This is a genomic window from Chromobacterium sphagni, assembly GCF_001855575.1.
GTDB lineage: Bacteria > Pseudomonadota > Gammaproteobacteria > Burkholderiales > Chromobacteriaceae > Chromobacterium > Chromobacterium sphagni.
On sequence record NZ_MKCS01000001.1, the window covers coordinates 2852554 to 2874265 of the forward strand.

At 62.4% G+C, this 21712-nt stretch carries 15 protein-coding genes; 10 read left to right on the forward strand and 5 right to left on the reverse strand.

Going from position 1 to position 21712, the window contains the following annotated elements; genetic code table 11:
* Positions 1-2 precede the first annotated feature (2 nt).
* On the reverse strand, positions 3-2144 hold the full coding sequence (locus tag BI347_RS13360; protein WP_071116070.1) for a GGDEF/EAL domain-containing response regulator: 2142 nt from the start codon (positions 2142-2144) through the stop codon (positions 3-5).
* A 130-nt stretch (positions 2145-2274) separates the two neighbouring features.
* Here BI347_RS13360 and BI347_RS13365 point away from each other — a divergent pair, with 130 nt between their 5' ends.
* From BI347_RS13365 to BI347_RS13375, 3 genes are read left to right on the forward strand one after another with little or no spacing between them, the layout of a single operon-like run.
* Positions 2275-5961 carry a response regulator gene (locus tag BI347_RS13365; RefSeq protein WP_071116071.1) on the forward strand — a complete coding sequence of 1229 codons (3687 nt, stop codon included), beginning with the start codon at positions 2275-2277 and terminating at the stop codon, positions 5959-5961.
* Entirely contained in the window at positions 5958-7658 is a 1701-nt protein-coding gene (locus BI347_RS22715; RefSeq protein WP_083338866.1) for a chemotaxis protein CheB, read from the forward strand. The genes BI347_RS13365 and BI347_RS22715 overlap by 4 nt, the downstream gene beginning before the upstream one ends.
* Complete coding sequence (locus tag BI347_RS13375; protein ID WP_071116072.1) at positions 7655-10108, forward strand: response regulator; 2454 nt, start codon at positions 7655-7657, stop codon at positions 10106-10108. The genes BI347_RS22715 and BI347_RS13375 overlap by 4 nt, the downstream gene beginning before the upstream one ends.
* A gap of 1 nt (position 10109) precedes the next feature.
* Here BI347_RS13375 and BI347_RS13380 read toward each other — a convergent pair whose 3' ends face one another.
* The gene (locus BI347_RS13380; RefSeq protein ID WP_071112292.1) at positions 10110-10871 is read right to left on the reverse strand and encodes a 3'(2'),5'-bisphosphate nucleotidase CysQ; all 762 of its coding nucleotides are present in this window, start codon (positions 10869-10871) and stop codon (positions 10110-10112) included.
* 150 nt (positions 10872-11021) lie between these two features.
* On the opposite strand from BI347_RS13380, the gene BI347_RS13385 reads away from it, so the two are divergent.
* A complete protein-coding gene (locus tag BI347_RS13385) occupies positions 11022-11717 on the forward strand; it encodes a VIT1/CCC1 transporter family protein (protein ID WP_071116073.1) in 696 nt (231 codons plus the stop codon).
* A gap of 24 nt (positions 11718-11741) precedes the next feature.
* Here the strand turns inward: BI347_RS13385 and BI347_RS13390 are convergent, their stop codons facing one another.
* Entirely contained in the window at positions 11742-12365 is a 624-nt protein-coding gene (locus BI347_RS13390) for a hypothetical protein (protein WP_071112294.1), read from the reverse strand.
* Positions 12366-12514: 149 nt separating this feature from the next.
* Complete coding sequence (locus tag BI347_RS13395; protein WP_071116074.1) at positions 12515-13366, reverse strand: alpha/beta fold hydrolase; 852 nt, start codon at positions 13364-13366, stop codon at positions 12515-12517.
* A 242-nt stretch (positions 13367-13608) separates the two neighbouring features.
* On the opposite strand from BI347_RS13395, the gene BI347_RS13400 reads away from it, so the two are divergent.
* From BI347_RS13400 to BI347_RS13420, 5 genes are all read left to right on the forward strand, one after another.
* Entirely contained in the window at positions 13609-13986 is a 378-nt protein-coding gene (locus BI347_RS13400) for a PRC-barrel domain-containing protein (RefSeq protein ID WP_071112296.1), read from the forward strand.
* A 161-nt stretch (positions 13987-14147) separates the two neighbouring features.
* Positions 14148-16229, forward strand: a complete 2082-nt coding sequence (locus BI347_RS13405; protein ID WP_071116075.1) for a catalase — start codon at positions 14148-14150, stop codon at positions 16227-16229.
* 365 nt (positions 16230-16594) lie between these two features.
* Positions 16595-17218: a PAS domain S-box protein gene (locus tag BI347_RS22720; RefSeq protein WP_158020789.1), complete on the forward strand. Its 624-nt coding sequence runs from the start codon at positions 16595-16597 to the stop codon at positions 17216-17218.
* A gap of 30 nt (positions 17219-17248) precedes the next feature.
* Positions 17249-19822, forward strand: a complete 2574-nt coding sequence (locus BI347_RS13415; RefSeq protein ID WP_071112299.1) for a chemotaxis protein CheB — start codon at positions 17249-17251, stop codon at positions 19820-19822.
* A 169-nt stretch (positions 19823-19991) separates the two neighbouring features.
* Positions 19992-20201 carry a hypothetical protein gene (locus BI347_RS13420; protein WP_071112300.1) on the forward strand — a complete coding sequence of 70 codons (210 nt, stop codon included), beginning with the start codon at positions 19992-19994 and terminating at the stop codon, positions 20199-20201.
* A gap of 138 nt (positions 20202-20339) precedes the next feature.
* Here the strand turns inward: BI347_RS13420 and fabI are convergent, their stop codons facing one another.
* Complete coding sequence (fabI, locus tag BI347_RS13425; protein ID WP_071112301.1) at positions 20340-21125, reverse strand: enoyl-ACP reductase FabI; 786 nt, start codon at positions 21123-21125, stop codon at positions 20340-20342.
* 215 nt (positions 21126-21340) lie between these two features.
* Here fabI and trxA point away from each other — a divergent pair, with 215 nt between their 5' ends.
* Positions 21341-21667 carry a thioredoxin TrxA gene (gene trxA, locus BI347_RS13430; protein WP_071112302.1) on the forward strand — a complete coding sequence of 109 codons (327 nt, stop codon included), beginning with the start codon at positions 21341-21343 and terminating at the stop codon, positions 21665-21667.
* Positions 21668-21712 lie beyond the last annotated feature (45 nt).

Below are 21712 nucleotides of genomic sequence, written 5' to 3' on the forward strand. Positions count from 1 at the left end.
CGTCAGAAATACTCGATCCCGGCCTGGGGAGGCGAGTCCGGCCTTTGTCGGATGAAGTCCTCAAGCTGCTGCGCCGGCAGCGGCCGGCACAGCAGGTAGCCCTGCACCACGTCGACATGGATGCTGGTGAGGAAAGTCAGCTGCTGCTGGGTTTCCACGCCTTCGGCCACCACCTGCAGGCCCATGCGGTGGGCGAGGTAGGCGATGGTGTCGCACAGCGCGGTGTCCTTCTCGTCGCTGGAGATGTTCTTGATGAAGGACTGGTCTATCTTCAGCGTGTCCAGCGGGAGGCGGGTGAGGTAGGCCAGCGATGAGTGGCCGGTGCCGAAGTCGTCTATCGAGCTGTGTATGCCCATGGCGCGGAATTGCTGCATCATCCGGATCGATTGCTGCGGCGACAGCATGGTGCAGGACTCGGTGATTTCCAGTTCCAGCTTGTGCGCCGGCACGCCGGTCTCCTTCAGCACGCCGGCGACGAAGTCCGGCAGATCCTGATCGGTGAACTGGGCCACGCTCAGGTTCACCGCCATGCGCAGGTCGATGTTTTTTTCCTGCCAGATATTCAGCTGGCGGCAGGCTTCCTGCAGCACCCAGCGGCCCAGCGGCAGGATCAGGCCGGACTGTTCCGCGATGGGGATGAAGTTGGCCGGCGAAATCATGCCCTTTTGCGGGTGCTGCCAGCGCACCAGCGCTTCCACGCCCACCACCTGTCCGGTGGAGAGCGCTATCTGCGGCTGGTAGTGCAGCACCAGCTGATCTTTTGCTATGGCGTCGCGCAGCTCCTTTTCCAGTTCCACCCGCTCCCGCATTTGCTGGCCGAGCGCGGCTTCGTATATCTGCAGCCGGCGTATGCCGCGCTGCTTGGCCTGGAATAGGGCCATGTCGGCGTTGCACAGCAGCTCCTGGCCGGTGTCGCCATGCTCCGGACCCAGGCTGACGCCTATGCTGGCGCTGAGATTCAGCATCATTTCATCGATGGTGAAGGGTTCGGCCAGGACGGCCAGCATCCGGGCTGCGGAGTCCTCGGCCGTTTCGCGATCCTGGATGTCGGTGAGCAGCACCACGAATTCGATGCCGCCCTGGCGCGCGACATGGCCGCCGGCGCCCACCAGCCGCTTCAAGCGCTCGGCCACGTCGCACAGCAGCAGGTCGCCGACGCGGTTGCCGTAGACATCGTTGATGAATTTGAAATCGCCCAGATCGACCAGCAGCACGGCGAAGGCCGGCAGCCCGGCTTCCTTGTGGATGGCGGTCAGCGTGTCGAGCTTTTCCAACAAGCCGCTCTGGTTGAGCAGGCCGGTCAGCATGTCGAAATAGGCCAGATGGTTGATCTTTTCCTGCGCGGCGAGACGGGCGGAAATGTCGATGTAGCTGACTCGGAGCAGACGGCCGGTTTCGCTGGGCAGCTTGCTCAGCCTCACTTCGCAGGGAATGGTGGTGCCGTCGGGCCGGGCAATGATGCGTTCGAATATCTGCACTTCGCCCTGTATCGCCCGGGAGCCGTGCAGGCGCACGCTTTCCGGCGTGGGCAGGCCATCCGGCTGTTCCGTCGAGTACAAGGCCACCGGCGTCATGCCTATCAGGGTCTGCAGCGATCGTCCGGTCAGGATTTCCGCCTGGCGGTTGGCGTCGACGAACAGGCTGGTGTCCAGGTCGTACACCATGATGGCTTCCGGCGCCTGTTCGATCAGTGAGCGGAAGCGCTGCTCGCTCAGGCGCAGCGACTCGGTTTTTTCGTCCACCAGCTTGCTCAGGCGCTTTTTCAGCCGGGCCAGGTCCAGGTGGGTATTGACGCGCGCCAGCAGCTCGTTGCGTTCGAACGGCTTGATGATGAAGTCGACCGCGCCGGCGGCGAAACCGTCCACCTTGGTCTGGGTATCGGTTATCGAACTGAGGAACAGCACGGGGATATCCCGGGTGCGCGAGTTGACCTTGAGCTGGCGGCATACCTCCAGCCCATCCATGTCCGGCATGCTGAAGTCCAGCAGGATCAGGTCCGGAGGATGCTTGCGCACCGACTCCAGCGCCTCGGTCCCGCTTTGCGCGGAGCTGACCTGATAGCCCTCGGTGGATAACAATGCCAAGAGCATCATCAGGGTTGTCATGGTGTCGTCTACCACCAGAATTTCGCCTGGCACCGGCATCCGTCCCCTCCATTAATTGCGGTTCTTACCGCCTCCTCCAGTCTAGTTTGTTTTTGAGGTCTTAGTAGTTTCGCTAATTGTCTAAACTGCAACATCAATATCCAGTTGTCGGCTCCATTGGAGGGAAGGCATGAAACTCACTGTCGGCAAGAATATGGCGCTGTTGGTGGCCACGGCTCTGTTGGGGCTGGCCCTGTTGACCGGTTTGGAGCAGTTTCTGATGGAGCGGGTCTACGATGGCGCCAATTTCGGCAATGTCAACGCCGTGCCCAGCCTGAGGGTGCTTGGGAATTTGCGGCGCAGTTTTCAGGAGCTTTGCGTCCAGGCCAGCCGCCACGTCTATGCCACCGACAAGAAAGATCGGACTCAGGTCGAGCTGCAGATCCAGATCGCCAGGAACAATGTCAGCAAGGCAATCCGCAATTACGAAATCGATGGCTGTTTCGGCACCAACTGTTTCGCCGATGAAACCGACAAGACCGATCTGGAGAAGGAAAAGCCGGTGTGGGCGCAGTATCAGGCCAGGCTTGACGCCATGCTGGCTGAGGCTGGCAAGGACGGACAGGACATGGTCAAGGCGCGCGACATGGTATTGGCGATGGATCCGCTATCCGACCAGATGCTGAAGCTGATAGACGAGCATATCGACTACAACATTTTGATCGCCAAGAAATTTTCCGACGAGGCGGTGGCGACCAAGCGCAACGCCATCCAGCTGACGCTGGTGATCTGCGCCATCATGCTGGGGGTCATCGCGCTGCTGGGCTACTGGACCAGCCGCTCCATCCTGGGCCAATTGGGCGGCGAGCCCAGCGAGGCGGCCCTGATCGCCGCCAAGCTGGCGGAGGGCGATCTGTCCAGCGAGATCACGCTCAAGCCCGGCGATACCAACAGCCTGATGGCCAGGATCAAGATCCTGATGGAAACGCTGGAGCAACTGGCCAACCGCGCCTACGCCATCGGCCAGGGCGACCTGAGCGAGGAAGTGAAGCTGGTGTCGCAAAAGGACAGGCTGGGCATCGCCATCAACGAGATGATACGCATGCTGCGCGGCGCCCGCGCCGAGGACGAACGCCGCAACTGGCTGAAGGACGGCTACAGCCAGATATCCACCGCGCTGACCGGCGATCTGACCACCGAGCAGTTGGCCGATTCCGCCATCGGCATGATAGGCCGCTATCTGGATGCCGGCCGCGGCGTGTTCTACCTGTACCAGGAGGCCGAGCAGGCGCTGGTGCTGATCGGCAGCTATATGTATACCGAACGCAATCACATCGGCGCCAGCTTCGCGCTGGGCGAGGGCGCGGTGGGGCAGGTGGCGCGCGAGCGAAAGCCCATCATCCTGGAGGTGGCGGCGGAGGAGGTGGCCCCCATCATTACCGGCACCATGATGGCGCTGCCGCGCTACACCTATACCTATCCGCTGCTGCATGAAAAGGAGCTGGTCGGCGTGATCGAGCTGTCCAGTTTCGAGCGTTTCGACGACAAGAAGCAGGAATTCCTGGCCAATGTGGGCGGCATGCTGGCGTCTTTCCTGTTTGTCGCCGAGCAGCGCGTCCATATTCGCAAGCTGCTGGTCGCCAGCGAGGCGTCGGAGAAGGAAATGCGCCAGCAGAGCGAACAGCTGCGCGAGAGCAACGCCAGGATGGAGGAGCAGCAGCAGCAGTTGCAGCAGCAAGCCGAGGAGATGCAGCAGACCAACGCCCAGATGGAGGAGGCGCAGCAACTCTTGCGCCAGCAGACCGAGGAGCTGCAGCAGACCAATGCGCAGATGGAGGAGTCGCAGCAGCAGCTGGAGCAGCAGAATCTGGAGCTGGAGACCTCGCGCCGCCAGCAGGAAGCCAAGGCCAAGCAGCTGGATCAGGCCAGCCAGTACAAGTCGGAGTTCCTCGCCAATATGTCGCACGAGCTGCGCACGCCGCTCAACTCCATCATCCTGCTGTCGAAGATGATGGTCAGCGACGAAGACGGCAAGGTCGCAGGCGAGGCGCTGAAGTGGGCGCAGGTGATACACCGCTCCGGCGAGGACCTGCTGCGCCTGATCAACGACGTGCTGGACCTGTCCAAGGTGGAGGCGGGCCGCATGGATGTGCACCTGTCGCCGGTGCGCAGCAAAGACTTGTGCAGCGAACTGCAGGGCATGTTCGAGCATGTGGCTCGCGACAAGGGCCTGAGTTTCGTCGTCGAGGACGCGCTGCAGCGCGAATTCGTCTCCGATCCCGACAAGCTGTCGCAGATCCTGCGCAATCTGCTGACCAACGCCATCAAGTTCACCCGCAAGGGCAGCGTCACCTTCAGCCTGAGCCATCATCCGGACCAGCCGATGCCCATCCGGCTGAGCGTGCGCGACACCGGCATCGGCATACCGGAGGAAAAGCGCAACGTGATCTTCGAGGCCTTCCAGCAGGCGGACGGCTCCACCTCGCGCGAGTTCGGCGGCACCGGCCTGGGCCTGACCATCAGCCTGCGCTTCGCCCAAATGCTGGGCGGCACCATCGAGTTGCAGAGCGTGCCGGGCGAGGGCAGCGAATTCATCGTGCTGCTGCCAGACGCCGTAGAGGCCGCCGAAGCGCCGGCGCGCCGCCCGTCCGAAGCGCGCGCGTCCCTGGACGCGCCTAGGGACGATAGGGAGACGGTGCGCTCCGGCGACCGCATCATCTTGCTGATAGACGACGACCCAGTATTCGGCCAGATGCTGGTGAGCATGAACCGGAGGTTGGGCTACAAGACCCTGGTGGCCCATGACGGGGCCAGCGGGCTGGCGCTGGCCGGCCAGTACCGTCCGCACGGCATCCTGCTGGACCTGGGGCTGCCGGACATGGACGGCAGCCAGGTGCTGCACGAGATCAAGACCCGTCCCGCGCTAGCCAATCTGCCTGTGTACATCGTCTCCGCGCGCGACCGCGACGAGGCGCTGCTGCAACAGGGCGCCATCGGTTTCCTCAGCAAGCCCGCCGACGACCATCTGTTGGCGGCGGCGGAGGCGACGCTGATCCGCGCGGTGGGCAGCAAAGGCGGCGAGCGCATCCTGGTGGTGGAGAATGGCGGCATCGATGGCGCGGAAGTGCAGTCGCTGCTCGGCAAGGGCGGCGGCGCCGTCGTGGCTGCCGCGCCCGGCGCCGACTGGGCGTCGCTGTTGCGGCAGGAACCCTGCCAGCTGGCCATCGTCGATCTGGGAGCGGACCCGGTGGCCGACGCGCTGGCGATCGCGGCGGCGCTGCGCGAAGCCGATCCCGCCATTTCGCTGGTGTTCTACACCGGCAGCCATCCCAGCGACGAGGAGGAGGCGGCGCTGCGCGCCTATTCCGATTGCGTGATCGTCAAGACGCCGCAGGCCGGCCAGCGGTTGATGGAGAATGTGGAACGCTTTTTGCAGGACGTGCCCAGGCAGCATGCGGCGCTGAAGACGCCGCCGGCCAGCGGCGACGGCAAGTTGTTGTCCGGCCGGCAGATACTGGTGGTGGATGACGATCCGCGCAATCTGTTCGTGATCACCGCCGCGTTGGAGCGGCACGGCGCCAAGCTGTTTTCCGCTGTCAACGGTCGGCGCGCGCTGGAATTCCTGCCGCAGCAAAAGGTGGATCTGGTGCTGATGGACATCATGATGCCGGAAATGGACGGCTACCAGGCGATCGCCGCCATCCGCGCCGATCCTGCCCTGGCCGGCATTCCGGTGGTGGCGATCACCGCCAAGGCCTTGCCGGCGGAGCGGGAAAAGATACTGGCTACCGGCGCCGACGACTACCTGTCCAAACCGGTGGATTACGATGTGCTGGTCGCCAGGGTGGCGCAGTGGTGCGGGGGGCGGAAGGCATGAGCGTCAATGTTCAGCGGCAGGGGGAGCTGTGCCGGGTGGCCATCTTGGGCAAGCTGGGCGCCGCCGAGGACCGCGCCGCCTTGCTGGAGCTGCTGCGCGGCGCGCCGGAGGACATGCTGGAGCTGAGCTTCTACGATGCCGATCTGCTGGCGGCGGAGCTGATGGTGGCGTTTGCCGCCAGGCTGGACGCGGGAGGGCGCTTGAAGATCATCGCCTATCACGCGTTGCTGGCGCATAGCCTGATGCGGCTGGGCTTGCCGGTGAGCCAAGTGTCCAGCCAGCCGCCGGCCTCCGAGGAGAGGCCACCGCTGCGGGCGCTGGCCTTGGCCGGCTCCGCGTTGAGCCTGGAGCGCATCCTGAGCATCGTCGAGCATCTGCCGCTGTCGGACGCGGTGGTGTTCGTCGCCCAGCATGTGCAGGAAAACCAGATCAATCTGCTGGATCAGCTATTGAAGACACGCACCGAGTACAGCGTGCTGATGCCGCAGCACATGGAGCCGGTGCGGCCCGGCACGCTGTACGTGGCGCCGCCCGGCCACCACATGCGGGTGGCGCATGGTTTTGTCTACCTGACCCGCGACCGGCAGATCCAGTTTGCCCGTCCGTCGATAGACGCGTTGTTCGAATCGCTGGCCGGCGAGTACGGCGACGGCGTGCTGGCGGTGCTGCTGTGCGGCTATGGCCATGACGGTGTCGACGGCTGCGCCGCATTGCGCGCCGCCGGCTCCTGCGTGATCGTCGAGGACGGCGACGAATGCGCGCCGGCGCGGGTGATGCCGGATGCCGCCCGCAACGCCAGCCATTACGATTTCATCATGAAGCTGCCGGCCATCGCCAGCGCCGTGGTTGCGACGATGGCCGGCGATGAGGCCAGGCCGGAGGGGAAACTGCTGGAGCTGTTCCTGCAGGCGCTGGTCAGCCATTACGGCTACGATTTCCGCCATTACCAGCGCGAAAGCCTGCAACGGCGCATCCTCAACCTGATGACGCAGTTCAATCTGCGCAATTTCGCCGAGTTTCAGCGCGCGGTGCTGTCCGACGCCGCGCTGTTCGAGCGGCTGTGCGCCGAGCTACCGGTGGGCGTCACCAGTTTTTTCCGCCATCCGGCGCAGCTCAGGCAGCTGCGCGAGGAGGTTCTGCCTTATCTGGCCAGCTTCCCGATGATCAAGCTGTGGTCGGCCGGCTGCTCCACCGGCGAAGAGGCGTATTCGCTGGCCATCATACTGGACGAGCTGGGCCTGTTGGACCGCAGCCACCTGTTCGCCACCGACCTCAATCCCTATCTGCTGGAGCTGGGCTCCAGCGGCTTGTTCCCCAGCGGTCCGCTGGCTGTCAATCGCGAGCATTACCTGGCCAGCGGCGGTCCCCGCTTGTTCGATGCCTACCTGTCCGGCAACGGGCGGTTTCTGGCGATAGACGACAGATTGCGGCAGCGCATCCTGTTCCACCGCCATTCGCTGACGGACGAGGGCATCTTCAACGAATTTCAGCTGATCCTGTGCCGCAATGTATTGATCTATTTCGATGCAGAGCTGCAGCGCCAGGTGCTGCGCCGCTTCGCCCGCTCGCTGCACGCCGAGGGCTTCCTGGCGCTGGGGCCGCAGGACGGGTTGCACCGGCTGGCGCTGGACGAAGGTTTTGAGCCCTGCCGCAGCGGCAGCTACATCTACCGCGTCAGCCGGAGCGCCGCGGCATGAGCGGGCCATTTGCCATCCTGGTGGTGGACGACAATGAAAGCAACCGGGTCACGCTTCGGGCGCTGCTGTCCCGCCTGCGCGATTGCGAAGTGTTGGAGGCGGGCTCGGGCGAGGAGGCGCTGCTCAGGACGCTGGAACACGATATCGATCTGATTCTGCTGGATGTGCAGATGCCGGGCATGGACGGCTTCGAGACCGCCAGCCATTTGCAGATGACCGAGCGCACCCGCGGCATTCCCATCGTCTTCGTCACCGCCATCTTCAAGGCTGAGGAGTTCATCGGCCGCGGCTATGGCCTGGGGGCGGTGGATTACTTGATGAAGCCGTTGGACGACAACCTGCTGCTGAACCGGGTGCGGCTGTACCAGACCCTGCACGACCGCGAGGCCGCGCTGCAGAAGCGCAGCCAGGCGCTGCAGGAGGCCAACGGGCAGCTGCAGCTGGCGCTGGACGAACTGCAACGGCAATCGGTGGCGCTGGCCGAAACGCGCGACGCGGCCGAGGCCGCCAACCGGGCCAAGAGCGAATTCCTGGCGGTGATGAGCCATGAAATCCGCACGCCGCTCAATGGCGTGATAGGCATGGCCGACCTGCTGCTGAGCACCAGGCTGGACCAGCGCCAGCTGCACTATGTCAATGTGGTGCACCGTTCCGGCGAAAGCCTGCTCAGCATCATCAGCGACATCCTGGATTTTTCCAAGATAGAGGCCGGCAAGTTCGAGCTGGACCGGCAGCCGTTCAGCCTGAGCCTGCTGGTGGAGGAGATTGTCGAACGGTTGGCGCCGGTGGCTTACGGCAAGGGGCTGGAACTGTTGTGCGCGCAGCCGACGGCATCGGTGGACGTGATAGGAGACAGCAAACGGCTGGGGCAGGTGCTGACCAACCTGATCGGCAACGCGATCAAGTTCACCGCGTCGGGACAGGTGGTGGTCCGGGTGGAACTGGCGGCGGAGGATGAACAGGAAACGGTTTGCCGGATCAGCGTGGAGGATACCGGCATAGGCATCACGCCGGAGCAGCAGTGCCGGTTGTTCCAGCCCTTCACTCAGGCCGACAGCTCCACCACGCGCCGCTTTGGCGGCACCGGCCTGGGCCTGGTGATCTCGCAGCGCCTGATCGGCATGATGGGCAGCCGCATCGATCTTTCCAGCCAGCCGGGCGTGGGCACCGAGTTTCATTTCCAACTGCGCCTGCCGCGCGGTCCGCAGACCCAGCCCCACCAGCCGGCGGAGCGGCTGAGTCGGCTGCATGTGCTGATCGTCGACGACAACGCCACCAATCTGGAAATACTGGAACGGCAGCTGGCGGACTGGCATTGCCGGGTGTGCGCCGTGCTCAGCCCGCTGCTTGCGTTGGAGCGGTTGGCGGAGAGGGAGGGCGGGCAGGCGTTCGATCTGATCCTGTCCGACATGATGATGCCCGAGATGGATGGCCTGATGTTCCTGTCCCGCGCCCGCCAGCAATTGGGCGAGGCGATGCCGCCCGCCATCATCCTCAGCTCGGCGGCCGACGATTTCCAGCAATTGAACGACGCCGCCAGCCTGGCGCGGCAGGTGCTGACCAAGCCGGTGCGGCGCTCCGACCTGTACAACGCGCTGATCCAGGCGCACGAGCCCGGCGCCAGGCCCGCCGGCAGCGAGCTTGCTAGCGAGCAGCGGATGGCCAGGGCTTTGAATGGGCATGTGCTGCTGGTGGAGGACAATCTGGTCAACCAGGAAATGGCGCTGGCGATGCTGCAGAACATGGGTTGCAGCGCCAGGCTGGCCGGCAACGGCGAGGAGGCGCTCAGGCTGCTTGACGAAGAAAGCTTCGACCTGGCGCTGATGGACTGCGAGATGCCGGTGATGGACGGTTGGCAGACTACCCAGGCCATACGCCTCAGCGAGCAGGGAGGGGATGCGCATCTGGTCATCGTGGCGCTGACCGCCAACGCCGGTCTGGGCGACAAGGAGCGTTGCCTGCAGGCCGGCATGGACGATTATCTGGCCAAGCCTTTCACCCAGCGGGAATTGGCGGCGACGCTGAAACGCTGGCTCGCGCCGGGAGGCGAGCCGGAGCCGGAAGGGAGCTCGGGCGAGGCCCATGGGGCCAATGGCGACTGGATCGATCCGCAAGTGTTGGCGTCCATCCGCGACATCCGCGCCGGGCTGCTGCCCAGAATGCTGGAAGCCTGGCTGCAGGAGTGCCCGGGCATTCATGTCTCGGTCCACGAGGCGGTGAAGAGCGGCGATGGCGGAGCCTTGTTCCGCACCGCGCATTCGCTGAAGAACAGCGCCAGCAGCGTGGGCGCCTTGCCGCTGGCGTCGCTGTGCGCCACGCTGGAGCAACTGGGGCGGGCGGCGGATCTATCGACGGCGGCCAGCCTGATCGATCAGTTCGACCAGGCTTTCTACTATTCGATGGAGGCGCTGAAGAAGCTGCTGGCTGCCAATCCGCCGGCGTCCGGCTGACTCATGGTTCGAGCGATTCGCGCAAGGCCTGGGCGATGGCCGACAGCAGCGTCGGCGCCAGCTCGCGCCGGCAGATCAGCAGGTCCGGCATGAACGGGTCGGCCTGGTTGTAGCGGCAGGGGCCGCCGTCCAGGCGCGAGGCGTGCAGGCCGGCGGCCAGCGCCACGCCGACCGGCGCGCAGGAGTCCCATTCGTATTGCCCGCCGCTGTGCAGATAGGCGTGGGCCTCGCCGCGCAGCACGGCCATCGCCTTGGCGCCGGCCGAGCCCATGGGAATCAGTTCCGCATCCAGTATCTGAGCTACGCGCCCGGCAATGGCCGGCGGCCGGCTGCGGCTGACCAGAATCCTGACTGGTTCCGGCGGTGCATCCGCCAGCGCCGCAGCCGCGGTGGAGAACAGTAGCCCCAGGGCGGGTAGCGCCACGGCGCAGGCCGTCGGCCGGCCGTCTTCGGTCAGCGCCACATGCACCGCCCAATCGCTGCGGTCGCGGTCCTGTTCGCTGTATTCGCGGGTGCCGTCCAGCGGATCGATGATCCAGACCCGCCGCTGGTCCAGCCTGCGATTGTCCGGCGCCGACTCTTCCGACAGCAGGCCGTCGTCGGGCCGGGCCTCGCGCAGCAGGTGCGATATCAGCGCGTCGGACTTGGCGTCGGCCAGCGCGCCCAGCGCCTGGTCGCCGGCGGTGTTTCCTTGCCGCAGCAGGTTCAGCAGCGTGGCCGCCCGGGCGGCGATGTCGGCGGCAAGCTGGTGGTCGTCGGGCATGTATGGAGTCTTGTCGGGTGGTTTGGGGGGCGGGTTTAGTGATACACCGGATTTCGCGCCGCGGCAATCTGGCCGCTGCCGGCAACGGCTATCATGAGGCTGTGGCGATGCCGGCAATCGTCGGCAGGCTACTCGCACAGGAGGCAGAGCATGCTGCAAGGCCACCGGGAGCGGCACCGCACCAGCCGGATAGGCTGGCTGCGCGCCGCAGTGTTGGGCGCCAATGACGGCATCGTTTCCATTTCCAGCCTGATTGTCGGAGTCGCCGCCGCGAATGGCAGCCACGGCAATGTATTGATCGCCGGAGCGGCCGGTCTGGTGGCCGGGGCGATGTCGATGGCCACCGGCGAATACGTATCGGTGCATTCGCAGGCGGATATCGAGCAGGCCGAACTGGAAGTGGAACGGAAAGAGCTGAAGGCGAACGAAGAGGCCGAACATAATGAGCTGGCGGCGATCTACGTCCGCCGCGGCCTGGATCCGGAGTTGGCGCGGCAGGTCGCCGTGCAATTGATGGCGCATGACGCGCTGGACGCGCATGCCCGCGACGAGCTGGGGATCGTGGAGGCGTTCAGCGCGCGTCCGCTGCAGGCCGCGCTGGCCTCGGCGGCCAGCTTCACCGTCGGGGCATCCTTGCCCATCGCGGCGGCGGCATGGTCTTCTTCGGCAAGCCTGGTGCCCTGTGTCGCAGGGGCATCGTTGTTGTTTCTGGCTCTGCTGGGCGGCCTGGCCGCCTGGTTTGGCGGCGCGGATGTTTGGACGGGCGCCATGCGCGTCACGTTCTGGGGCGCGCTGGCGATGGTCTTGACCGCAGGCGCGGGCGGCTTGTTCGGGCCGGTTGCCTGAGGCTGAGCGCGGCCTCCATATTCCTTATCGCGGCGGGTTTCGCGCCGCGGATTCGCCAGCCGCCGGAGCGGAAGCGGACAGCGACTCGCCAATCCGTTTTTTGACCCACTCTCTTTCGGCGATGCCCCGGGTTTGCACGATCAGCACCGCGTCGCCTGTCCGCACGGCATCCATCATCAATTCGGAAAACCGGCCCTGCGCGCGCTGCGGGCCATTCAGCGGGGCGTTGCTCTCGGCTCCGGTGACGGCTCTCAGCAGACCGCCCAGGCTGGAGAACCAACCCAGCGCCGCGAGCGGGGCCACTGCCTGGCTGGTGACGAACAGAGCGAGGTCCGGCGCCCACAGCACGATGGTGCCGGCGATGCCTGCGCCGCTTCCCAGCATCGTGTCGCCGACATGAGCGGCCAGCATGCTTCTGATGGCCTGATGGTCGGGGCCGGCGACGCCTGCCGGCGGCGGAGAATGCACGATATCGACCTGGCTGGCGGCAATCCCGTCGGCGATCAGCTGCCGGCGGATGTCGTCCGCTTCTTCCCTGCCGGGGTAAATCGCCGCGATTCTGCAACTGGCGCTCAGCGGATGCCCGCTGGCGCTGCTGTGGACGCCGCCTTGTCCGGTGGCGGCCTGCTGTTCAATCAGCGTGGTCATGATGATCTCCGGTGCGCCGGTCGGCCTGTTGCGGCCAGGCTTCTTGCGAAGGGTGGGAGTCGAGGCATGCGGCTATCGTTGACGGCTGCGTTTTTGCGTTTTTGCGAGATGCGTCCGCGTCCCCTTTCCGGGCCTTGCGCGCGAGGCGGCTATGCCTCGGCCTGGCATGTCCGTTTGGGGCCTTCGCGCAGAAAGCCGACGACATCTTTGATCAGCCTGTCCTTGTGGCTGAAGAGCACCCCGTGCGGCGCATTGTCGTATTCGATCAAGGTGGCCTGGGCGATCTCGTTGGCGGTCCGGCGGCTGCTCTTGTCGAAGGGAACGATCTTGTCGGCGTTGCCGTGGATGATCAGCGTCGGCATGGTGAAGTCGGCCAGGTCGCGGCGGAAGTCGGTGCTGGAAAAGGCCTGGATGCAGGCGAGGGCGGGCCGTAGGCCGGCCTGCATCGCCATACTGCGGCACCAGTCGATCAGTTCCCTGCTTACCAGGTGGGACACCAGGCCGATGCCGAAGAAATCCTTGAAGAAGCCGCTCCAGAATTGGGTGCGGTCGGCCTCGATATCGGCGGACATCTGATCGAACACATATTGTTCGACGCCATGGGGGTTATCGTCGGTTTTCAGCAGGAAGGGCAGGATGGAGGAAATCAGCACTGCCTGCGTAATCCGCCGGTCGCCATGGCGCGCCAGGTAGCGGGCCACCTCACCGCCGCCCATCGAGAAGCCCAGCAATGCGGCGTCCTGCGCGGACATTTGTTCTACCACCGCCGCCAAGTCGTCGGCGAGGGTGTCGTAGTCGTATCCGCTCCAGGGCTGGTCCGAGCGACCGAAGCCGCGGCGGTCGTAAAAGATCGCGCGCATGCCGGCATCGGCGATGGCCATGGCCAGGTCGTCAAAGCTGTCCGCGGACAGCGGCCAGCCATGCGCCATGATCACGGGCCGCCCTTCGCCCCAGGTTTTGACATGCAGGCGGACGCCATCTGTGGTGGTGATGTGGTTCATGATCTTCCTTCTTGTGGTGGAGGGGGCGGTGCATGCGTGCCGGCTGCGCCCCAGTGTCGGCATGTGCCGTTTTAGCGGCGGTCGTCGTCTAGGGTCTGTACGTTGTCGCACTCAAACGCGCAGGAAGGGTGTTTCACTACGGCAAAGCGCGCTACCGCACAGACGCCAGATGCCTGGCCTGGTTAGCGTGGTCTTGACGCCGAAGGCGGCATTGGCGAGGCGGCGGCAGCAAGGAGGCAGACATGGACTACACGGAGCGGGATGTTTATGGCATATGCCGGCCAAGGGGCAAGTCCGGCGCCGTGACCGCGCCCGAGCTGGTGGGCGCCGATGCGCTGATCGGCAGCGATATCTACAGCCAGCAGAACGAACTCGTGGGCGTGATCAAGGAGATCATGCTGGACAGGCAAAGCGGCCGCGTCGCGCATGCGGTGCTGTCGATAGGCAATCCGGATATTGGCGAGACGCTGTTCAACGCGCCATGGCGCGCCTTCATGTTCGATGCGGCGCGTAAGCGTTGGGTGTTGAACGTGGAGCAGATGGGTCTCGAATCCAAGCAGAAACCGTCGCCTGGCGCAAGCCAGGCTATCGATGGCGACAGCGGCGGCGGGTACGACTGAACATGCCGCCGGACACGTAAACGGAGCCTCCCGCTCCAAATCAGGCAAAGATACGCACCGGCTGGCGGGCAGATTGATCGGTTTGCGCGCGTTTCCCTGGTCAGGCCGATGCAGGCAGCGGGCAGGCCGCGATTCAACCGGCAGCGATCAGGTGAGCGAATATGAGCAAACAGATACCCTCGGCGGAGGTCTCGCCGGACGGATACCAGGGCGATGGCGGCGAACTGCATCAATATGCGCAAAGGGCGCATCCGGTGCTGAAGACCAATCAGGGGCTGCCGGTTTCCGACAATCAGAACTCGCTGCGCGCCAATCTGCGCGGTCCCTCGCTATTGGAGGACTTCATCCTGCGCGAGAAGATCAGCCATTTCGACCATGAGCGCATCCCGGAGCGCATCGTGCACGCGCGGGGTTCCGGCGCCCATGGCTATTTCGAGCTGAGCCATTCGCTCAAGCCCTATACCACGGCAAAGATCCTGACCGAGGTGGGGGAGAGGACGCCGCTGTTCGCCCGCATGTCCACCGTGGCCGGCGGCTCCGGCTCCGCCGACACTCCCCGCGATGTGCGCGGCTTCGCCATCAAGTTCTATACCCGGCAAGGCAACTGGGATCTGGTTGGCAATAATATTCCCGTTTTCTTCATTCAGGACGCGATCAAGTTCCCCGACCTCATCCACGCCGTCAAAATGGAGCCGGATCGCGGTTTCCCGCAGGCGGCCACCGCGCATGACACCTTCTGGGACTTCATTTCCCTGACGCCGGAGGCCATGCATATGGTGATGTGGATCATGTCGGACCGCACATTGCCGCGCTCGCTGCGCATGATGGAAGGCTTCGGCATCCACAGCTTCAGGCTGATCAACGCCGCCGGCCAGTCCACCTTCGTCAAGTTCCATTGGCGGCCCAAACTCGGCTTGCAATCGACAACCTGGGACGAGGCCTGCAAGATCGCCGGCGCCGACCCCGACTTCCATCGCCGCGATCTGTTCGAGGCGATCTCCGCCGGCCATTTCCCGGAGTGGGAGTTTTCGGTGCAGTTGTTTAGCCAGGAGGAGGCCGACCAGTTTCCCTTCGACCACCTCGACGCCACCAAATTGATTCCCGAGGAGCTGGTTCCGCTGCAGCCGGTCGGCCGCCTGGTGCTGGACCGCTGGCCCGACAATTTCTTCGCGGAAACCGAGCAGATCGCCTTCTGTCCATCGCATCTGGTGCCGGGAATCGACTTCTCCAACGATCCCCTGCTGCAGGGCAGGCTGTTCTCCTATCTGGATACCCAATTGTCGCGGCTGGGCTCGGTCAATTTCCATCAGATTCCGGTCAATGCGCCGCAGTGCCCGTTTGCCAATCAACAGCGCGACGGCCGCATGCAGGCGTCGGTGCCGCGCGGCAGGGTGGCGTATGAGCCCAGCACGTTGGAAGGCGACTCGGCGCGTGAGTCGTTCTCCAGGGGATTCCAGACCGCGGAGGTCAGCGAGAGCGGCGACAAAGGGCGGATCCGCGCTGGCAGCTTTGCCGATCACTATAGCCAGGCCCGCCAGTTCTATCGCAGCCAGATGTGCTACGAGCAGGCCCACATCGCCTCTGCGCTGGTGTTTGAACTGTCCAAGGTCGGGCACGCGCATGTGCGGCAGGCGGTAGTGGGCCATTTGCGCCATATCGATGAGGAACTGGCGCGGCGGGTGGCCAGCGGCCTGGGCTTCGTGGTGTTGCCGATGCTGCCCCATGCTACCGAGCCGGTGCGCGACTACCCGCCGTCGCCGGCCTTGCAGACCATAGGCAAGATGAAGGACAGCCTTGAGGGGAGGCGGGTCGGAATCTTGGCGGCGGACGGAAGCGATGGCCGGACGATCGAAGCGCTGCGCCTGGCGGCGAGCGAGTCCGGAGCCGAAGTCAGGGTGGTGGCGGCCAGGATCGGCGAAATCAGATTGTCCGATGGCTCCTTGCTGAGGATTGATGGCCCGCTGGCCGGCATGCCGTCGGCGTTTTTCGACGCGGTGGCGCTCGTGCTGGCGGAGGACGCCGCGGAGCGGCTGTCTTGCGAAGCGGCCGCCATCGACTTTGCGCGCGACGCTTTCGCCCATCTGAAAGCGTTGGCGGTCGATGGCGGCGGTTTGCTGTTATTACAGAGGGCGGGTATCCAGCCCGATGCCGGGGTTGTCGCGGCCGACAATGTCGCCGCCTTTGTCGAGCAGGCCAAAACCCGGCAATGGGAGCGTGAGCGGACGCTACGAAACCTGGCCTGACGCGGTGCGATTCCGGCCTGCGCGGCGTGGCGCCGGCAATGTTGGGGAGATGCCCCGCCATTCGCCGGCCAACGCGTCGCCCGCCGCACCCGCTCGGGTGGCTTGACGCGCTTGAGCCCGCGCGTCCATTGATCCGATCTATCATACCTCAAGACTTGCAGGTATGATATCTATGCAGGGCTGGCTTATAATTGTAAAGCGAGCTACAAACACACCATCCTTCAGGGCCGGGGTAGCCAAATCCCCGCATGGTCCATGCTGGGCAGGCCTCCTGTAGCGCATGTTTTCAACGGCCGCCGCATTTCCTCGACCACCGGGCAACATGTTCACGTCCATCTCCAGACGGATTTGGCTGGCTCTCATTCATGCATGATTTTCAAAGGCATATCCATTCAATGAGCAATTCATCGAGCTGGATGAAAAAACGGACATTGCAGCGGGAAAATGCCGAAGCGATGGTAGCGGGTTTGTTTTCTGAGAGTTCCACTGCCGAGCCCGCTGGGTTCCTGATGCATGAGCTTCTGGTTCATAAGATCGAATTGGAGGCGCAGATCATCGAACTGCAAAACAACAACGCATTGGTGGAATTCATGCGTGACCAGTATGCCGATCTTTACGAAGCCGCTGCCGCCGGTTTCATTTCGACAGACTCGAAAGGGATAATCACCGAGATCAACAAGCCAGCCTGCGATATTCTTGGCGCCGACAAGATCAATCTCATTGGCATGTCGGTCAACCGTCTGATATCAGGCGCTGATCAAAAGCGCTGGCTGCTGTTTTTCGAAAGCGCGCTCTATGCCAAGGAGCATGCAGGGAAAAGCATCATCCTGGCACTGAACTCACCGCGGCCGTCTCCGCGGATGGTGCATGTGGACTGCGAAAGAAAGTACTTGGTCGGAACCGGCGTGGCCTTGCGCCTGATCTTGACCGATTACGACAAGATCAAGCATGCCGAAGCCGAGATGCTTAGCCACTCGATTGAACAATAACAGGTACATAGTATTGATGATGGTGGATCGATGAGTTCCATTCCGCAGGTAGTATCGCCACAGTCCACCCCGGAGCCGAGTGCGGGTTTGGGTTCGATTGGTTTCCCGATTGTCGGCATCGGATGCTCTGCCGGAGGACTGGAGGCGCTGAAGAAATTCCTGGCCCACGTTCCGGAAAAGAGCGGGCTGGCATTCATCGTTGTCCAGCATCTGGCCCCCACGCCGACGCATATCAGCATGCTGGCGGATATCCTGCAACACAACACCCCGATGCTTGTGCTGGAGGCGGCGGACAATTTGCAAATCCTGCCCGACCATGTTTACGTTGCGCCGCCGCGGCAAAACGTTTCCGTGGCGAACGGCCGTTTGAGTCTGAGCGCCGAGCAGAGCGTGGGACTGCGGCTGCCCATCGACTATTTCTTTCAGACGCTGTCGGAAGCGCTGCGGGAACAGGCAGTTGGCATTGTTCTTTCCGGCATGGGAGGCGATGGCACTCAGGGATTGTTCTCCATTCGCAAGAAAGGCGGCTTGTGCCTTGCCCAGGAGCCTGCCACTGCCGGGTTCGACAGCATGCCGCTTTCGGCCATCGCCACCGGAGCCGTGCAGATCATCGCTCCGCCGGAGCAACTGCCGGCGCTGCTCATTCATTGGCTGAAATATTCAATGAACAAGACTGAATACCCATTAGGCATCGTGCTGGACAATCAGGAATACTTTCGCAAGATCATCGCGCTGCTGCATGAACACTGCCATGCCGATTTTTCGCTTTACAAGATCAATACCCTGACAAGACGAATTGAAAGACGGATTGCCCTGCATAAAATGGATGACATTGCCGATTATGCGCGCTATCTGAATGCCAATCCTCAAGAGCTTGCCCTGCTTTACAAGGAATTGCTGATAGGGGTAACCAATTTTTTCCGCGATCCTGAAATCTGGAAGTGCTTGCACGACGATGCTTTCCCCGCATTTTTCTCCCGCTATCCCGAGGGGAGGAAGCTGCGCGCCTGGGTGGCGGGTTGCTCAAGCGGCGAAGAGGCCTATTCTCTGGTCATTTCTTTCAAAGAGGCGGCAAGGCTGCTCGATTCGGATGCGGAGTTTTCACTGCAAGTGTATGCGACCGATCTGGATCCCGACGCCATTCACCGAGCCAGAAAAGGGTTTTTCAGCAAGAAAATAAAAAGCGATATTCCTTTGGAGTATCTGGAGCGATACTTCATAGAGGAAGATGATGGATATCGGATAAAGAAGGAAATTCGCGACTGCATCGTATTCGCCACGCAAAATGTCATTTCGGATCCACCATTCACCAAGCTGGATATTCTGTCTTGCAGAAACCTTTTGATATATTTCGACGCAAAACTGCAGAAAAGACTGCTGTTGCTGTTTCATTATGCCTTGAATCCGGACGGGATCCTGATGCTTGGCAATGCAGAGTCTCCCGGGCAGCTATCCCAGCTCTTCTCTCCGATAAAAAGCAAGTGTCGATTATTTCTGCGTCTAGATCAAATGCTGTCCTCGTCGGAATTGACATTCCCGAGCAAATCGTTGGAGAAAAACAATATGAATGCCACGCCTACGCCCTCCAAGGAAACTTCTGAGGCTGAAAGCATAGGTCCGCAGATAGATCAACTGATCCAGCAGAATTATGCGCCGGCGGCTGTTCTGGTCAATCCTGACGGAGACATCATGTACATCAGCGGCCGCACCGGCTCCTACCTGGAGCCGGCGGCAGGGAAGGTCAATATCAATATCCACGCAATGGCCCGGCCAGGCTTGCGGGAAGCCTTGACCGGAGTGGTGAAAAGAGCCTTGCAGAGTCCGCTGCCCCTTCAGGTCAAAGGCATTACGATTGAAGAAGGCAATAGCAGCAAGGTGGTGGATGTGACCGTGCATGCGATCCAGGCGCCGGAAACGCTGCGCGGCCAAGTGTTGATCGTGTTCCACGATGTTGTGCAGAACAAGTCGAAAAGAAGAAGGAGCGCAACCGTTTCCCGAGATGAGCATCAGCAACTGGAACGGGATCTTTTGCAGGCTCGCGAAGCATTGCAGTCAATGGATGAGGAGATGCGTTGCTCGATGGAGGAGTTGAAGTCGGCCAATGAGGAATTGCAATCGATGAACGAGGAGCTGCAATCGACCAATGAGGAGCTGACGACCTCGAAAGAAGAAATGCAATCGATGAATGAAGAGCTGCAGACGGTGAATGCCGAACTGCAGTCCAAAATGGAAGATTTGTCCGAGGCCAGAAACGACCTGATGAATTTGTTGAACAGCACCGAAATTGCAACCATTTTCCTCGATGGCGAGCTGAAGATCAGGCGCTTTACCTCACATGTCACCACGCTGTTCAAGCTGATCCAAAGCGATATTGGCCGGCCGTTGTCGGATATTGCCAATAGCCTTGATTATCCCGGGCTGAGCCAGGATGCCCAGGCGGTGATTTGTACGCTGGCCTTCCAGGACAAGCTGATCCGCGCAACGGATGGCCAATGGTACCGCGCGCGAATCATGCCTTACCGCACCCAGGAAAATGTGATAGACGGCATTGTAATAACCTTTACCAATATCAGCGAAATTCGCGAGTTGGAGGCCAGAAATTAACTGTCGAGCCAATCCATCGTTTCCGCCATGGCGAAACACGGCTGCCATATGAATTTGCAGGTTTTATTCTTTATGGGTGCGATGGCGTACATACTCTGCGCCGACGGGGATTCACTCTTTCACGGTGCGACAGCTTTTGGGGCGTCGCCGTGTTCGGGGAGTCATCACCATGGTCAATTCCGTTGAGGGAATCCAAGCCGATGCCAGTCCTCATCCGATATCCAAGGAGATTGTGCCCGCCAGCGCCAAAAGCGATTTCCATGGACTGATCAGCCTGGTGCAGATGCGCTATGGCCTCACTCGCGATGAGGCGGAGAAGCAAGTCCGGATATTTCTGGAAACCTGCGAATCGGGACCTGCGGATTTGACAGACGTTTGACACGCCCTCGGCCAGACGGCAAGTCCGAGCCGAAAGCTCCCGGCGCAAACCAAAAAGCCCCGGAGGCGTCCGGGGCTTTTGATCGGGAATACGGTCTGCCGGCAGTGGAAGCCGGGCGCAAATCCGCCGCTGGACAAATTATTCCGGCACGTTCAGCGCGTTGACGCTGTAGCCGGCGTCGACGTAGGTGATTTCGCCGGTGATGCCGGACGACAGGTCGGACAGCATGAAGGCCGCGGCGTTGCCCACCTCTTCGGTGGTCACGTTGCGGCGCAGACAGGCCTGGCTCGACGCCATGTTCAGCAGCTTCGAGAAGCCGGAGATGCCGGAAGCGGCCAGGGTCTTGATAGGGCCGGCGGAGATGCCGTTGACGCGGATGCCTTCCTTGCCCAGGCTGGCGGCCATGAAACGCACCGACGCCTCCAGGCTGGCCTTGGCCAGGCCCATCACGTTGTAGTTGGGGATGGCCCGCACCGCGCCCAAGTAGGACAGGGTGAGCAGCGAGGCTTTGCGGCCCTGCATCATCGGTCGCGCGGCCTTGGCCAGCGCCGGGAAGCTGTAGGACGATACATCGTGGGCGATCTGGAAAGCTTCGCGGCTGAGCGAATCCAGAAAGTCTCCTTCCAGCGCTTCGCGCGGCGCGAAGCCGATCGAATGCACCAGGCCGTCCAGGCCGTCCCATTCCTTGGCCAGGTTGACGAACAACTGGTTGATCTCGTCGTCGTTCTGCACATCGCAGCGGAATACCAGCTTGGAGCCGAAGTCGGCCGCCATTTCACGCACACGATCCTCCAGCTTGTCCACCACATAGGTGAACGCCAGTTCGGCGCCTTGCCGGTGACAGGCTTGGGCAATGCCGTAGGCGATGGAGCGATTGGAGATCATGCCGGTGATCAGAATTTTTTTGCCTTGCAGAAAGCCCATTTGGAGTCCTTCTCATGTAAACAGTGGGGCATTATACCGAATGATGGCGATTTTCCGCGCATGTCGATTGGGGCCGCGGCGCGGCCGGCCCCGATGGCCGGCTGAAAACCCCTTCGGGCGCGGGGATGCCAATCTTGGCCTATCCGGTTGCCGGAGGCGCTGCCGCTTGTTACCATCGGGAATTAAGCAGGCTTGAATCCATAAGCGAGGAAATCATGAGCGATCTCATCCACCATGTAAGCGATAACTCTTTCGAACAGGAAGTTCTGCAATCCGATCTGCCGGTGCTGGTTGACTACTGGGCTGAGTGGTGCGGCCCGTGCAAGATGATCGCCCCGATCCTGGACGAAGTCTCCAAGCTGTACGAAGGCCGTCTGAAAGTGGCCAAGCTCGACATCGACCAGAATCAGCAGACGCCGCCGAAATTCGGCATCCGCGGCATCCCCACCCTGATGATCTTCAAGGACGGCCAGGTCGTGTCCACCAAGGTAGGCGCGCTCACCAAGAGCCAGCTGACAGCCTTCGTTGACAGCAACATCTAAAGCGTCTATTCTCCACGCACAATCTTCAAGACGGGTGGCATAAAA

What these genes read in the sequence shown, in the direction of transcription:
- BI347_RS13405 (WP_071116075.1), top strand. Translation starts at nt 14,148, where the DNA reads ATGAGCAAACAGATACCCTCGGCGGAGGTCTCGCCGGACGGATACCAG.
- BI347_RS22720 (WP_158020789.1), top strand. Translation starts at nt 16,595, where the DNA reads ATGCATGATTTTCAAAGGCATATCCATTCAATGAGCAATTCATCGAGC.
- BI347_RS13380 (WP_071112292.1), bottom strand. Translation starts at nt 10,871, where the DNA reads ATGCCCGACGACCACCAGCTTGCCGCCGACATCGCCGCCCGGGCGGCC.
- fabI (WP_071112301.1), bottom strand. Translation starts at nt 21,125, where the DNA reads ATGGGCTTTCTGCAAGGCAAAAAAATTCTGATCACCGGCATGATCTCC.
- BI347_RS13395 (WP_071116074.1), bottom strand. Translation starts at nt 13,366, where the DNA reads ATGAACCACATCACCACCACAGATGGCGTCCGCCTGCATGTCAAAACC.
- BI347_RS13420 (WP_071112300.1), top strand. Translation starts at nt 19,992, where the DNA reads ATGGTCAATTCCGTTGAGGGAATCCAAGCCGATGCCAGTCCTCATCCG.
- BI347_RS13365 (WP_071116071.1), top strand. Translation starts at nt 2,275, where the DNA reads ATGAAACTCACTGTCGGCAAGAATATGGCGCTGTTGGTGGCCACGGCT.
- BI347_RS13375 (WP_071116072.1), top strand. Translation starts at nt 7,655, where the DNA reads ATGAGCGGGCCATTTGCCATCCTGGTGGTGGACGACAATGAAAGCAAC.
- BI347_RS13390 (WP_071112294.1), bottom strand. Translation starts at nt 12,365, where the DNA reads ATGACCACGCTGATTGAACAGCAGGCCGCCACCGGACAAGGCGGCGTC.
- BI347_RS13385 (WP_071116073.1), top strand. Translation starts at nt 11,022, where the DNA reads ATGCTGCAAGGCCACCGGGAGCGGCACCGCACCAGCCGGATAGGCTGG.
- BI347_RS13415 (WP_071112299.1), top strand. Translation starts at nt 17,249, where the DNA reads ATGAGTTCCATTCCGCAGGTAGTATCGCCACAGTCCACCCCGGAGCCG.
- BI347_RS13400 (WP_071112296.1), top strand. Translation starts at nt 13,609, where the DNA reads ATGGACTACACGGAGCGGGATGTTTATGGCATATGCCGGCCAAGGGGC.
- trxA (WP_071112302.1), top strand. Translation starts at nt 21,341, where the DNA reads ATGAGCGATCTCATCCACCATGTAAGCGATAACTCTTTCGAACAGGAA.
- BI347_RS22715 (WP_083338866.1), top strand. Translation starts at nt 5,958, where the DNA reads ATGAGCGTCAATGTTCAGCGGCAGGGGGAGCTGTGCCGGGTGGCCATC.
- BI347_RS13360 (WP_071116070.1), bottom strand. Translation starts at nt 2,144, where the DNA reads ATGCCGGTGCCAGGCGAAATTCTGGTGGTAGACGACACCATGACAACC.